This window comes from Longibacter salinarum, from assembly GCF_002554795.1.
Lineage (GTDB): Bacteria > Bacteroidota > Rhodothermia > Rhodothermales > Salinibacteraceae > Longibacter > Longibacter salinarum.
Genome location: NZ_PDEQ01000001.1, coordinates 644,558 through 659,678, shown reverse-complemented (window position 1 = coordinate 659,678; position 15,121 = coordinate 644,558). Strand labels below are relative to the sequence as shown.

General features: G+C 59.0%; 9 protein-coding genes and 1 tRNA gene. 5 read left to right on the top strand and 5 right to left on the bottom strand.

The features are described 5' to 3' along the window. The first annotated feature begins 157 nt into the window (after positions 1-157). The 3 genes from alaS (at position 158) to CRI94_RS02655 (ending at position 4,203) form a co-directional block, all read left to right on the top strand. Positions 158-3,028, top strand: coding sequence for an alanine--tRNA ligase (gene alaS, locus CRI94_RS02665; protein WP_098074097.1), 2,871 nt, complete (start codon positions 158-160; stop codon positions 3,026-3,028). Positions 3,029-3,445: 417 nt separating this feature from the next. Then, complete coding sequence (locus tag CRI94_RS02660; RefSeq protein ID WP_245846045.1) at positions 3,446-3,775, top strand: nucleotidyltransferase domain-containing protein; 330 nt, start codon at positions 3,446-3,448, stop codon at positions 3,773-3,775. Continuing rightward, the gene (locus tag CRI94_RS02655) at positions 3,772-4,203 is read left to right on the top strand and encodes a HEPN domain-containing protein (protein ID WP_098074095.1); all 432 of its coding nucleotides are present in this window, start codon (positions 3,772-3,774) and stop codon (positions 4,201-4,203) included. The genes CRI94_RS02660 and CRI94_RS02655 overlap by 4 nt, the downstream gene beginning before the upstream one ends. A gap of 154 nt (positions 4,204-4,357) precedes the next feature. Here CRI94_RS02655 and CRI94_RS02650 read toward each other — a convergent pair. The 3 genes from CRI94_RS02650 to CRI94_RS02640 form a co-directional block, all read right to left on the bottom strand. Continuing rightward, positions 4,358-4,446 (bottom strand) — tRNA-Ser (locus tag CRI94_RS02650). A 388-nt stretch (positions 4,447-4,834) separates the two neighbouring features. Beyond that, complete coding sequence (ppk1, locus tag CRI94_RS02645; RefSeq protein WP_098074303.1) at positions 4,835-6,961, bottom strand: polyphosphate kinase 1; 2,127 nt, start codon at positions 6,959-6,961, stop codon at positions 4,835-4,837. Positions 6,962-7,384: 423 nt separating this feature from the next. Beyond that, positions 7,385-8,380 (bottom strand): cation diffusion facilitator family transporter, encoded by a 996-nt coding sequence (locus CRI94_RS02640; RefSeq protein ID WP_098074094.1) that lies wholly within the window; start codon positions 8,378-8,380, stop codon positions 7,385-7,387. Between the two features lie 278 nt (positions 8,381-8,658). On the opposite strand from CRI94_RS02640, the gene CRI94_RS02635 reads away from it, so the two are divergent. Together CRI94_RS02635 and CRI94_RS02630 are read left to right on the top strand one after the other, a co-directional pair. After that, positions 8,659-11,583, top strand: a complete 2,925-nt coding sequence (locus CRI94_RS02635) for a PD40 domain-containing protein (RefSeq protein ID WP_179862120.1) — start codon at positions 8,659-8,661, stop codon at positions 11,581-11,583. A gap of 174 nt (positions 11,584-11,757) precedes the next feature. Then, positions 11,758-12,135: a hypothetical protein gene (locus CRI94_RS02630; RefSeq protein ID WP_098074092.1), complete on the top strand. Its 378-nt coding sequence runs from the start codon at positions 11,758-11,760 to the stop codon at positions 12,133-12,135. Between the two features lie 157 nt (positions 12,136-12,292). On the opposite strand, the gene CRI94_RS02625 is transcribed toward CRI94_RS02630, so the two are convergent. Further along, positions 12,293-12,694, bottom strand: a complete 402-nt coding sequence (locus tag CRI94_RS02625) for a response regulator (RefSeq protein ID WP_098074091.1) — start codon at positions 12,692-12,694, stop codon at positions 12,293-12,295. Between the two features lie 307 nt (positions 12,695-13,001). Then, positions 13,002-15,119: a ComEA family DNA-binding protein gene (locus CRI94_RS02620; protein WP_098074090.1), complete on the bottom strand. Its 2,118-nt coding sequence runs from the start codon at positions 15,117-15,119 to the stop codon at positions 13,002-13,004. Positions 15,120-15,121: the final 2 nt, after the last annotated feature.

The window sequence follows — 15,121 nt, the reverse complement described above, 5'->3', positions numbered from 1 at the left end:
AATATCTGACAAATTGGCGTTCGCATCGATCCTCTCGCACGTCGTGGAGGAATCCTTTGGCGTGTTATGCGTAACAAATCAACTGAAGCGCGAGTCCCTGCCACGGGCGCGCGTCCGTCCACGTCCTCTGTACTGACCGCCCACTGCTTCGCTCAACATGGATCGACATCTACAAGCTTCTGCCGACGTGCAGCGAACCTCCGAAGAGATTCGCGACGAGTTTCTTCGGTTTTTTGAGGAGAAAGGCCACGAGATCGTCCCCAGCGCATCCCTGGTTCCGGAGGGCGACGCCACGCTGCTGTTCACGAACGCAGGTATGAATCAGTTCAAGGATGTCTTCCTTGGCAGCGGTCAGCGACCCTACACGCGAGCCGTCGATACGCAGAAGTGCCTTCGCGTGTCGGGGAAGCACAATGATCTCGAGGAGGTAGGTCACGACACCTACCACCACACGTTCTTCGAGATGCTGGGCAACTGGAGCTTCGGCGATTACTTCAAGCGGGAGGCCATTCGCTGGGCGTGGGAACTGCTCGTCGAACAGTGGGGCCTGGATCCGGAACGTCTGTATGCGACGGTCCACGAAGGTGATGAGGACCTCGGACTGGACGCCGACGACGAGGCGGCCGAATTGTGGAAAAGCGAAACGCCGCTGAATCCGGACCACATCCTGTACGAGCCGTCGAAGGAAAACTTTTGGATGATGGGCGACACCGGTCCGTGCGGGCCGTGTTCGGAAATCCACGTCGACCTCCGGACGGACGCGGAGCGAGAGGAAATCCCGGGCCGCGAGCTGGTCAACAAAGACCATCCGCAGGTGATGGAGATCTGGAATCTGGTCTTCATTCAGTACAACGCGCAACCGGACGGTTCGCTGGAGACGCTTGCCGATCAGCACGTCGACACCGGCATGGGCTTCGAGCGCATCTGTGCGGTGCTGCAGGGTAAATCGTCGACGTACGACACCGATCTGTTCGCGCCGATTCTTCAGGCGACGGCTGATCTCTGCCCGCATGACTACGTCCGCGGCTACGACGATGTCGATACGGACGAGGCAGGAGAGCGGGAGCGCGTCCGTATCGCTATGCGCGTGATCGCCGACCACATTCGAACGATCGCGTTCGCCATTTCTGATGGCGTAATGCCCGGTAACGCGGGTCGTGGATATGTCATTCGACGCATTCTGCGGCGCGCGGTCCGGTACGGGTACCAGACGCTCGGACTCCGCGAGCCTTTCCTGCATACACTGGTCGATCCTCTCGTGGAAAAGATGGGGGGCCAGTTCGAGGATCTCGCCGGTCAGCAGGATTACGTCGAGCGCATGATCCGGTCCGAAGAGGAAAGCTTTCTCAAGACGCTTGGCACGGGTATCGAGATCTTCGATCGCGTCACGCCATACGTCGAACAGGCGTCCAATCAGTCGGGTGCCGTACTCGACGAGATGCGAGACGATGGCAAAATGATGGACCTGCTGCAGAAAGCGTTCGTCGACGCCAGTGACCGCGACGAGATGATCGACGATTTCGCGGCGGCCGCGTCGCAGGGCGATGTGCCTGGGCAGATTGCCTTCCTGCTGCACGACACCTACGGTTTTCCGATTGACCTCACGCAGTTGATGGCGCGAGAGGCGGGGCTCGGTGTCGACATGGATGCCTACGACGATCTCATGCAGCGTCAGAAGGACCGTGCACGCTCGGCGTCGCACTTCGACGTCGATCAGAGCGAAGTTCACGCCTGGCAGGAAATTTCTGACGGGGAATCGTCCGTGTTTGTCGGCTACGATGCCATCATCGTCGACGATGCGGCCATCCGTGCCGTCCGGAAAGTGGAAACGGACGAGGAGACGCGATACGAAATCGAACTCGACCGCACACCGTTTTATGCGGAAAGCGGGGGCCAGGTCGGTGATACAGGAACGCTTACCGTCGGTGGCGAAACGATAAACGTGCTCGACACACAGCAGCAGGGCGGTCGTCTCGTTCATACCGTCGATCGCCTTCCGCAGGATCCGTCGGGGGATGTCGTGGCGACGGTAGATGCGGAGCGCCGTCGCCGCATTGAGGCACACCATTCGGCGACGCACCTCCTGCACGCGGCCTTGCGCGACACGCTCGGCGACCACGTGCAGCAGAAGGGATCGCGCGTGGGCCCCGACTCGCTCCGGTTCGACTTCAGTCACATGCAGGGCGTGACGGAGGAGGAGCTGGAAACGATCGAGCACATCGTCAACGCGCGGATCCGGCAGAACATTTCGAAGGGCGAAGACAGAAACGTCCCGATCGACACCGCACTGGAGCGGGGCGCAATGGCTCTCTTCGGCGAGAAGTACGGCGACGAGGTCCGCGTCATCACCTTCGATCCGGATTACAGCATCGAGCTGTGTGGTGGAACGCACGTCGATGCCACGGGCGAATTGGGGCTTTTCCGGTTTCTCTCGGAAGGATCCGTCGCGGCGGGCGTGCGCCGGGTCGAGGCGGTGGCCGGCGAGCCGGCAGCTGAGTACGTTGAGGCCCAACTTGATGAGCTGAAAGCTGCGCGCCAGCGCTTCAAGTCGCTGCAGGGACCGCTCCATGAAGAGATCGCCCGACTTCAGGATGAACGCGATCGCCTCGCGGATGAACTGGAGGAGACGCGCCGCAATGCCATGGCGTCGAAGCTCGACGAGTTTATGTCGTCAGCGACGGACGTGGAGGGTGTGCGCTGCGCCACGGGCCGCATCGGAGAAGCCAGCATGGACGACCTGCAGGCACTCGCCCAGCAACTCCGCGATCGGATGGGCGAACAGAGCGTGGGTGTCCTCGGCAGCGTGGACGCGAACGGCGAAAAGGTCTACGTCGTCGTAACGGTCAGCGACGACCTGGTCGGACAGGGACTGCAGGCCGGCGACCTGGTCGGCGAACTCGGCCGGAAGCTCGGCGGAGGCGGCGGAGGCCGCCCGCAGCTCGCGTCCGCCGGGGGCCGCGACACCGGGAAGCTCGACGATGTTCTCGGCGAAGTACCTGATCTCGTCCGTGAACGCCTCGCGGGCTAGACGTCTCCGCGACATCTGATACGTAACCAAGTGCCGCCCTCGTCCCGAACTGGAGGACGAGGGCGGTTTTCTGGTGGGTCAGACGGTCCTACATCAAGGATCACCTGGGCTCGGTCCGCGCGGTGGTGGATCCCGACACGTCGTCCATCCGATATGTCTTGGCTGTACCGAAGGATCGTCGCCGTGATCTTCTTCCAGAGCGAACTGTATGCAGAGTAGCGGTGTTCATTACTCACGTGCTCATTTTGGCGCGACGGTTGATCTTATCCTGTTACGGATTCAACTGTAGTATGAACGTCTTTCGTCCGGCGCCCGATGATTTAAAGACACTCCCATTTCTTGAGAGGCAGGTATTCAATGCGGATTAGGGACGTGCCAGAGTCAGACGCCACTCGTCGATTATCGACCTTTACCCGGTTGCCAGCTAACTCCGAGCGCACAGAATCGGCCCTGGAAAGCGCACGTTCTACATTGGAGGATATCTATGGAGACCGGCTCATTCGGCTCATTCTCTTTGGCTCGCATGCTCGAGGTGACGCGCATGCAGATAGCGATGTCGACCTCCTGGTTGTCTTAGAAGGTTCGGTAGATCCGTACGAGGAGGCCCGTCGCACGAGTGGCGTGGTTGTCGATGCAGCGGTTGAACAAGGCGTCGCACTGTCCCTGACGCATCTTAGCGCGTCCGACTGGATGGATACGACACGATCGTTCGTCCGGAACGCTCGACGAGATGGGGTAGAACTATGAGTGCCTCATCGAATCCACCCGGGCCAAAGGACAAAGGGAATGACTTGGGCAAGACGAGCGAACAGGTCGCTCTGATGAATAAAGCCGATCAGGCGTTGTCCGATGCCCGGCTGCTTTTAGAGAATGATCGAACCGAGGCGGCGGTCAACCGAATGTACTATGCAGCTTTTGATGCGGCTCGCGCTGCTGTACTCATCCACGGTGAAGCGCCGTCGTCCCATGCCGGGGTGAAGACTCGGTTTGGGTACCATTTCGTGCGCACAGGTCTTATCTCACGACCGCACGCACGAACTTTTGCAGAAGCAGAGGCGATGCGAAATCGGGCGGACTATGACGCCTTTTCTGTATTTGATGTGGCGCCGACTACAGATCTTTTAAATGATGTTGCAGCGTTTGTCTCCGCTATTCGGTCCATCCTCGAAGAGTGATTCAGCGAGGGATGCTTTCGTTTTGTTTTTCGATGCCCTGGTCTTATCTCGCAAGGTCATTTTAGGCGGTAGACGCTTGGCGAGAATGGGTTTTCTGAAACAGAAATGCCTTCCCCGGCGCAAGCCAGAGAAGGCATTCTGCAAAAATCGTCGGCGGTGGGGGAGGGATTCGAACCCCCGGTACCCAAAAGGGCACTCCGGTTTTCGAGACCGGTGCGTTCAGCCAGGCTCCGCCACCCCACCGAATCAGTCTGCTGCGAACCTGACGCCCCGTAGGCGTCGTTTTCGCTATGTCGATTAGCACCAACACGACCGGGGGTACCACGTTCCGGACCGAATGTATCTTCGCTTTTTTCTCACAGCGTCGTTTTGCACGTATTACTCTCGCAACTTCTCGCATGACCTCATCCTGTCCTCGGTTGCGTTCATCAACCGGTGCAATGTTGATCGCCAACGGGGTAATCCTCCCTGGACGGGAAATTCGGCGTGCACAAGACAGCGACGCACGGCCGTGCGTCGCTGCATTGCCCGAAGTCCTTCGCAAGCACGACGCTCCTGCGCGAATCGGCAGAGCGTGCGTGGTCGATACAGTTGTAAGCCCGGGTGGAGATCGGACCGGAATCGCGAACTGTCACGACGGGTTATACGCCGTTTCGATGCGCGTTCGCGCCCGCTCGATCAGCTGGTCCTGCAGGCTCGAACCTTCGTGCTCCGGGGTTTGAGGCGTTCGTTGGACGTATCGCCCATCCGGATGCAGCTCCCATGCGGAGCGATGATCGGAGAGCGCGAGGTCGAGAATCTCGACAATACGGGCTTTCAAAAGCGAGTGGCGCACCGGGACGATCGCCTCAACTCGGCTGTTCAGATTTCGGCTCATCCAGTCGGCGCTCCCCATGAAAACCTCCGGGTCGCCGCCATTGCCGAAGTAGTAGACACGCGTGTGCTCGAGGAAACGGCCCAGAATACTGATCACCCGCACATTCTCGCTAAAGTGCTCAAGGCCCGGTCGCATGCGGCAATGGCCACGAACGATCAGGTCGATCTGGACCCCGGCCTGCGAGGCACGATACAGTTCCCGGATGATGCCGGTATCGTTCAACGCGTTCATTTTTGCGACGATGCGCCCGGTTCCTCCGTCGCGTTGAATGTCAATTTCGCGCTGGATCAGCTCCTCGAATCGGCGGCGCATATTTGTCGGTGCGACGAGCAGTTCACGGTACTCCTGGTGCGGGGCGTAGCCCGTCAGGTAGTGGAAGAGGTGCGTCACGTCGTATCCGATGTCGCGGTCGCACGTGAGCAGGCCGAGATCGGTGTAGAGGCGCGCAGTGGTGGAGTTGTAATTGCCGGTGCCGATGTGGCAATAGGTCCTCGGTCCGTCTTCTTCTTGTCGGATGACCAGTGTGGTCTTTGCGTGGGTTTTCAACCCGACGAGGCCGTAGGCGACGTGCACGCCCGATTCTTCGAGCATGCGCCCCCACTCGATATTATTCGCCTCGTCGAACCTCGCCTTCACCTCGACGAGCACCGCGACCTGTTTTCCTTTCTCCGCGGCGTTGACCAGGGCGGCGACGATCGGGCTGTTGTCAGACGTGCGGTAGAGCGTCTGCTTGATCGCGAGAACATCGGGGTCATCTGCTGCCTCCTCCACAAACCGTTGCGCGCTGTGTTGAAACGATTCGTACGGATGGTGGACAAGCAGGTCATCCTCTCGGATGGCCGCGAAGATGTTCGGATAGTCGGCGGTTTTTCCCTGCCGAACGAGGTCGGTCGGGTTGCCTTCGCGGAGCAGGCGCGGTGGCGTGACCGGCTCCCACGGCTCGAATTTCAAGTCCGGGCGGTCGATACCCATCAGGTTCATCGCGTCACCAAGGCCAAGGAGGCTTTGGCTCACATACACATCGCCCGGTTCGATCGACAGTTCGTCGGTCAAGAGATCGCGGACGTCATCCGGCATATCGTCGTCGACCTCAAGGCGCACAACCCGCGCGAATCGGCGCTCGCGAAGTTCTTCCGAGATCATCTCAAGGAGGTCATCCGCCTCTTCCTCATCTCGCCGAATGTCGGCGTTGCGAGTGACGCGAAACGCATGGACCGTTTTGATTTCCATGCCGCGGAAGAGGTCGCCGAGGTTATTGGCGATCACCTGCTCAAGCGGCACGTAACGGTCGTCTCCAAGATCCACCCACCGGTCGCGGTTCGACGGCACCTTGACGCGGGCAAAGTGGTCCGAGTTGCGGGTCGGATTGCGCAGCGTGACCGCAAGCGATAGGCTCAGGTTCGAGAGGAACGGGAACGGGTGCCCTGGACCGACCGCGAGCGGGGTCAGGATTGGGAAAATGTTATTTTGAAAATGCTCGTCGGCTTTCTGCCTCTGTCCCTCCGAGAGATCGTCATAATCGAGAATGTGGATATCGGCCTCCTTCGCCAGAAGTGGGACCAGTTCGTCTTTCCAGAACCCGGTCATGCGACGATACAGACGATCCGCCGGAGCCCGCACGGCCTCGATCTGCTCATCGGGTGTTCGCCCGTCCGGCGAGGTTGCGGAAACGCCCGCGGCCTGCTGTCGCTTGAGTCCACCGACGCGTTTCCGGAAGAACTCGTCGACGTTGCTGTCCGTGATGGCCGTGAAAAAGACGCGCTCCATCAACGGGGTGCGATCATCGAGCGCCTGGCAGAGGACGCGCCAGTTGAAGTCGAGCGTCGATAACTCCCGGTTGAAAAAAAGCCGTGGGTCCTTCCGCGAGGCGCCGGCTTCCACATCGCGAACGCTAGCTGACGGAGGAAAGGTTTGTCCCTCCGGCTGCTCGGGGTTCGTGTGGATTGCACCGAGCGTCTGGATCTGCTCTTGACTCGTGAGGGTCGTCACGACGGTTGAGCTATTCGATCCGTCATTTTCTCCATCGAAATCCGCCGGCGAAGACGGAGACGCGTTCCCGAGATCATCCGACGAGAGTGACCGCTCGGAAATCGGCGAGATGCTCGGATCGTTGTCCTGATTCTGCAGGGGGGCATCGGAGTCGTCCGAAGCCGAAGTGGAGGGAGGAGCCACGACAGTGAGGCAGTGTGTGTACGAGCCGACGGGTGGAACTCAAAACAAGTCTAGCATTCCCGGTTCCGTGACGCGGAGTCGTTCGTGGGGTGCCACAAGGCACACCAACGATTTCGGCTGAAACAAGCGTGTTCACTCATGTTGCGGATGCGCCGGGGCAGACGCCTCGTCGGCCGGGTGTTCTCTATTGAATGCGCCCTCGTCCGTGCATGCACCGAATTCGAACTCCAGGGTCGCGTGATCCACGCCATAGCCCGATCGAAGGCGGTCTTTGATCCTCATTTTGAGCTGTTCCAGGGCGTCCAGGTCGCTAACTCCTTGAATCGCGACGTGAGCCTCCAGCGCGACGCGAGACTCGTCCAGTCGCCATACGTGGATGTGGTGAATGTTCAATACCCCAACCATCTTTTCAATCTCGGCCGCCATTGCTTCGATGTCAAAGTCTCTGGGCGCGCTTTCCATCAGAATGGAAATCGTTTCCCGTAGCATCTTGTAGCTGTGAATGAGGATGTAGCACGCGATCAGTACGGTCAGTATGGGATCGATAAGTGTCCAATCGTACCAGAGGATCAGAACACCTCCAACGACCACCGCGACGGACCCGAGCGCGTCCGCGACAATGTGTACGAATGCGCTTCGGATATTGAGGCTATCCTGCGACGGCTTGTGCAGAACGAAAGCTGTTGCAACATTTCCGAGCAGCGTGGCCAGTCCCACCCAAATCATCAAGGTACCATCGATCGTCGTCGGGTTGAAGTAGCGTTTCACAGCCTCGAATATCAGGTACAGGGCGATCAGAATGAGCGTGAGCAGGTTGATGAACGCTCCGATCAGTTCTGCTCGTTCGTACCCAAACGTTCTCCGTGCGTCTGCTTCTCTGGACGATATCTTCCGTGCAATCAGCGACGTTCCCATGGATGCGGTGTCGCTCAGGTTGTGTGCGGCATCGGCCAGCAGGGTTAGGCTTCCCGCGACGATTCCGGCGACGAACTCCGCCGCAGTAATCAACCCGTTAAACACCACGGCCAGAATGAGACGTGTCGTGTCGGTGTCCTCTGCATGCCGATGATCGTCGTGATTATGGCCCGATTCGTTAGGATGTTTGTCCTGATGCATTGCCGTTTTCATCCGACCAGTGGGTGTTCATGGAAGGTTGCAATACGGTCAACAGGTTACTACGATACGGCGTTCATCATCCCGGTGGAGGGAGCACCGTCGAATTGAGCGTTGGAAGACGTTGCGTCTTTTCGTTGCAAGTCGCCAGACGGGTTCGGCAGGGTTTGGGAGATCCGGAGGCAGCTCGGAACAGCGGTTCGAGCGCATGCTTCCATGACAGCCCGGCGCCCCCAATCGTATCGTCCTCCTCAATGAGCCGTCCCTGCTCGCATGTCTGCACAAAACGCAAGATGAATACGACTTTTTCGTGGCGAATCGTTGCCTCTTGCATGATTGTGGTCTGCTGGACGTTGACATGGGGCTCAACGGAGGTTCATGGTCAGACCCGCGAGTATGCGACGACGTACCGTCCACCATCCGTTGAGTACGTATCCCGGCGTTCTGGACCCTTCACGTTGATTTATCAGCGGGGCTACGACCCGGTGGCGAAGCGAGTGGCGGCCGAGCTGCGCGATGCCCTCGCGCCGACTGACTCGCTCGCATCCGGTCCTGTTAAGCGTCAACGGTTCCGGCTACCGGTTGTGCTGAACGCATTTAGCGATCTCTCGAATGGGTTCGTCACACCCTTTCCGTTCAAGACGGAAATCGAGCTGCCGTCGCTTCAGAGACCGGCCCTGATTGGCGGCTTTGATACGTGGACGAGCGTCGTGGGGCCGCATGAACTTGTTCATGCCGTGCATGGCGACATCCGCGCGGGATTTGGAGTCGGACGCGTTCTGGGATGGATGGGGAATGATCTTGAGAGAGTGCTGAATCTGTCGGCGCCGTCCGGGTGGGTCGAAGGTGTCGCCGTATATCGAGAAAGCAACATTCATCCGGAGGCTGGTCGGCTGAATGCGCCGCTCTTTCGGATGCATTATCGAGCCGCCATGGAATCGGATGATCCGTGGTCGTTGACCCAGATGCTCGAAGCGCCGGCCTATACGCAACCGTTCAATCGACACTACGTGGGGGGAGCACACGCATTTAGCCACCTCGCTCGCCAGGACGGAACGAGAGAGGCTGAAATGTTCGCTCCTACGGTCGGGTTCTACAATCGCGTTCCGTTCCTCGGCTTCGGCGTAGCGCTGTGGAGCGGAACGGGAGAGCGTCCCGGCAACATTCGAGACCGCCTGCGTGGGGAAGGGGACAGGAAAGCCGCTGCTATTTCGCGGGACCGTCCCGAGCCGCACACTGTTGCGTCGGATAACGGGTTGAATCACCGAAGACCCTACTGGATCAGCGATTCCGACGTTGTTGCGATGGTTACTGGGTACAACCTTCGTCGGGGGCTATACCGCATCAACACTGAAACCGGGGAGCGATCCCGAATTGCGACGCAGGCAGTAATTGATGATACCGACTACACCCTTTCTCCGGACACGGCCCGTGTATGGACGGCACGGTTCGTCCCCGACGCATTTTCGCAGATTCAGCAGCGGGCAGAAATTCAGCCCGTGACACTGGAGGATGGTGATCGTGGACCCCGCACCCATCGTCGCCGTGTGCGCGACCCGGTCGAGACGCTGGATGGACGCATTCTCGCCGTCCGGAATGACGGGCAAATCACCCACATCGTCGAACAGCGGCCAGACGGCTCGTTTGCTCGTCGGACGAAGTATGAGAACGTTCGGGTGCTCCACATGGCGGTGGCGCCGCAGAGCGGAGAGGTCGCGGTTCTTGCGAATGTTAGCGGTTCGCACAGGATCTATCGGCTTGAACGTTCGTCCCCGGCAGATTCGCTACTTCATCTGCAGCCATTCTTTGCCCTTCCCGGGAAACGCATGTACGACGTGAGTTGGGGGCCGGATGGGCGGCACCTGCTGGTCTCCGCGGCGACACCGTTTCGACAGACGACCCAGCTTTCCGCGAGCGTAAGCACGACGCACACGCCAAACGTGTACGTCCTCGATACGAAGACGGGTCATGTGACGCGGCAGACGGATGCTCTTTACGGCGCACTGGAGCCGGCTCTATCACCGGATGGGACTACGCTTGCCTACATTCGCTACCGACACGAACGCTACGACCTGGTCACCGCAGATTTCGATGCGAACCTGAATCACCTCCCGACCTCTAAAGTGGAGTTGAGTGCTGACGAGTGGTCGGGACCGCCACTTCGAACCGAATCCCGTCCCATCGCTGGCATTCCGTGGGGGGAGTCGCGCCCGTATCGCCCAACGCGGCACCTGGCTCCGCGCGTCGTGTACCCTGTCATCAAAGATGTGGAAGAGATCGATCAGGTAGAAGAGCTGAGTGCCGCCGATGCGTCGCCCGTTGGGTATGGGATTGGTGTTCAGGGGACGGATCCGCTGCAGGTCTGGTCGTATGGCGCCGAGGCATGGGTCCAGGATGCCTCAGTATGGACGGAGGCCTCGATCCAGTATGCCGGCTTCTTACCTCGACCCTCGCTCACAGCCTTTCATCGTCCGACCATTCTCTCCTCAAATGCGCGCGTTGAGGAAACCGGCGTTAGCCTCGGCCTCAACTTACCAGTCTCTCTCGCTTCGAATGTCTACCAGTCTGTGGGGGCGTTTGGCCTCGATACCGAGTGGCGGCGGACGAAACTCGTGCAAGACGGTGTTGCGGGCGGCCCGTCAGTGCGGAGGTGGACGGTCGAGCCCACAATGACGCTGGGTTATCGCCTGCAGCAGAACCGTCGCGACCTGATTCCGAATAGCGGAATGCTTTTATTTGGGACGAGTACACACGACGTCTGGACGGACCGCACAGCCGAGCGGGGGGCAATCGGCATTCTGTCGGGCTTTGTACCGGTGCTATCGCGTTGGAATACGGGCGTCCAGCTCAGTGTTGGCGTTGTATCGCAGCGCCAGGGGACAGAGTACGGGCTTGGCGCATTCTTGCCGCGAGGAAACGAGGAGTTTACGCTACCGTCCGGTACGTTCATTCGGTTCAAGAGCGAAGTTCTGCATCCACTACTATTCGTTGACGACGGGATGCTGCTCCTCCCTGTGTATGTGAAGGCGGTGTACTCGTATGGATTTGCGTCGACCCTCACCCGAGTCCGAGATATCACGGCTCGACGTCAACGAGTCAGCTCGGTAGGGGGTGGTTTAGGCGTCCGAATCCGGTTGTTCTCGACGGCGGATCTTGATCTTCGCGTCGGACTTGCCTACCAAATCGAAGAGGAGAAGGCGGTTGCGGTATTTCGGTAGCGCGCGTGGCGTGCGACGATTTCACGATCGAGGGGACAAAGCTGTCATGAACTTTGCAGTTTGCCCCGTTGAGCGCCCGCTGGAGACGTTCCCGGCCGGCGAATGTACGAACTTTCGGCGTCGCCTCGTTGTACTACCACTTCAACACGAATCAGCACACAGCGACCCTCTATTATGGATAAGCTGAAGTGCAAGACATGCGGTTGCGACAGCCTTCGACCCATGCAGGTCGTCTTCGATGAGGAAGATGCACCGGACATTCTGGGAGACGGGCAAGACTCTCGATTTTACAGTTGCCAGGTTTGCGGCGATAACTGGTTGTCAGTGAAAGAGACGACGCCGGATGGTAAATGCACGATCACGTATGTGCATCAAATGGGCACCTCGCCCGTCTTGAAGCGCGTTGCTCATATGTCAAACCAGGTTATTGTCGACGACGACAACGTCGACGAATGGGAATACTTCAAGGGCGAAGAGCCCGTGGAAGAACAGGAGTGGAGGGACCTTCTGTCTAGTCGTCGCGACACGCTCAAATCGACGTGCGTAAACTGACGCCTGCGCTACGGGTCCCGCCGGCAACCAACCCTCTCGTGTGCCCATTACTTCGGTAGTAACGGGTCAAAATAGAAGGAACCGCTGATCTGAAGATATCAGGTCAGCGGTTCTTTTTTTTGTCTAATCGGCGCAGAGCGGACGAGAGCCCGGTGGGTCATCCGGTCGATGCGGCGTTCTCTGCTCGCTCAAGACTGGATTCGATCGCAGCCGTGAGGTCGGCACGCGTGAACGGTTTGCTGACGTACTGGTCGAAACCTGCATCCAGGAAATCTTCGCGATCGCCGGGCATTGCATAAGCCGTCAGCGCAATGGCTGGAACGCGTTGCGCCGCATCCTTCTGCCGGAGCAGGTGGAGAAGATCCGTTCCTGTACGCTGACCGCTCAGGTTGATGTCGAGAAGAAAGATGTCGAATTCACGTTCATCTGCCGCTTGGAGAGCATCATCGACGCCCGACACCACAAATACGTCAAACGAACCTTTCAGCAGATGCTTCAGCAGTAGCTGGGTCTCGGAATTGTCCTCTACAGCAAGGATGTGGGCACGCGTAGAACTCATGGTACAGGTCGGAGGGCAGTCTAGTCGAGCGTGTCGGGCGATATCACTGGGCCGTTCGGACGCGGTATGCCGCCAGTGTGAGGGAAGCGTCAACCCGTCGTTGCAATCTACAATACAAACAAAACAATTTCTTGTCGTGGTTCCGTTCACCGACAGCGCGCACCGTATCAATGAACATTTCCCGGAAATCGAACGGGCGAAATCACGATACGAACGTGGAAGAGTTCCGATATTCTGTCTTCATTCTGGTCGATGAAGCCCGTAAAAGCCGCTGCTTGGGTTGGTTCCCGTACAGGGGTCTCCAGGGTTAATGAAGTGTCCAGTGAAGCTGCACGTCGAGCGCACGGACTCGATTTTTGGAAACCTCAGCCAATCCAGATCCAACGCGTCGTCGGTCGTCATACCTCGTGACGCCATACTTTGCCTCTAAAGATGCGCCGCCAAAGAGGTCAACTCGCAAGAGAACATAAGACCGTTCGCCTCGGCCGAATAAGGCAGGCACGCTAAATGCGTACCGGGGTCCACTCTCGTACGCAAATACGCGCGCCTGGAATCCGTCGGTATCGAACAACGTAAGCCTGCCGGTCAGCTGGAGCCTAGATACGGGCTGCCACGTCGCCTCCTGAAAAAGTAAAACGCCGTGGTGCCAGTCCTGTGTCGGGTCCGTTCGCATGCGGACGGTTTCGATACGTGTGCCGAACTCCAATTTCTCCGACCACTTGTAGGTCGCGTCCCAACGTACGCTCTGCCGAAGTTCTGGAGCGACGGTCTCCGTAGCGAGAGGAGATCGGCCGAGGCTCGGTTGCGCTCGCTGTTCCTTGGTCTCCGAGCGGAACTCAACGTAGTGCGAAAGCCAGTCTCGCGGTTCATGTTCGACGACGAGGCGCACGTCTCGGCCATCCGTGGGCCGCGGTATGTTGTATCGGAGCCAGGGAAAGCGGTACTGATCAATGTATCCCGCTACGGTCCATGACTTCTGTACGTGAAGCCGGACAGCGCTGTAGAGTCCGATTTCATTTCGTGTAGACGTCTCTGAAAACGCTGATGCGTAGCGGTTGTCGTATCCTCGGTCGTAATATCTGCCATGTGCGAGAACTTCAACTCGTTTGCCGTCATCGTAGGCCCATCCAGCCACGGCAGCTGTGCTGCCGGAGGGACCACGCGCAACTTCGCCAGTGAGAACGGATGGTCCCGCGTCGATCGTGGCGTACACTGATCCTACCGCTGTGCGCCGATGGGTTGCGTCGAATGCTTCGTCCGGCCGGTCCGGTGGTAGCGGGCTCTCGTCCAGTTCCGACGTCAATGCCACCCCACCGATCATCCATCGCCCTCGTGAGATTTCTATCATCGCTCCACCGACTGTCTCTCGGACGGCATCGCGGGTGGCAATTTCAGAGCGTGTCCGGTGGAGACCGCCGGCCGTGAGCGTCGACCAGCCAGGATCACCCTCTGGGGAGAGAGCGCGACTGGCGTCGAGGCGACGACGGGAGACGAATGGCGAAAATGATACGTCTGGGCGCCACGAACCGGTACGGTTTTCCCGATGAGCCGTGGCCACTTGAAGTGCGATGCCTCGGAAGAATCGATTCTCTTCTGTCGAAGCAAACGGGGCGATACCCCGCCCGGACCGAAGGACGCCTCCAAAGGGATCTCTACCCTTACCGAATGACATTCCTCTCCATACGGCTACGCCGTGTCCCGCGGAGACGGTGTAATCGCCGACGATAAGGGCATCCAGCGGACCAAGATGATCAAGTGCAAGAGTGCCGGATATATGGTCAAAACCGGGTGCCCCTGTATTTGGACTCCACCTCCATGCCTCCCCTGAGTCTTTGTCGAGCGCGGATGCGGCTCGGAGGCGATCGCCGAGCCGGACATCGAGTCGTGTCACATGCCGGACAGGACCGCCAACGAAGGTGGTTCGCGTTGTATCAGTCTGGTATCCGCGGCCCAGGTCGAGCCGGCGTTTCCAGCGGTACGAGGCGCGTAGTTCGAGGTGTTTAAGCGCCTGCGACCACGGCTGCGTTTTGTCCGGCGTGTGCGATTCAGCCGTCGGAGACGCCACCGAGCAGGTGATGAACGGTCGGACTCGCCGGTACAGTCCGGTGTCAACCCCTTCGACCTGAGTAATGTCGAGTGGGGACGAGAATGCACCATGTGTTCGGCGGTACCGCACGATTCGGCCGGCTAGAAGTAGCGTGACTTCCGGTAGACTGGCAACGTCCGAGCGGGTGGCCGTATTGATGTCTAGCGGTCGGGCCCGCAGATTCTCGATGTGCTCCGTTGTGCGTTCTCCGCCTCCTTCGGAGATATCGGCTTCATCAACCCATCTATCAATGTATCTAGTTGTAGAGTCTGTAACCTGAGCGCCTGCGGGTCCTATAGCAAACACGGCGAGCACCAGGCTAAGGTAGAATGATCGCATGG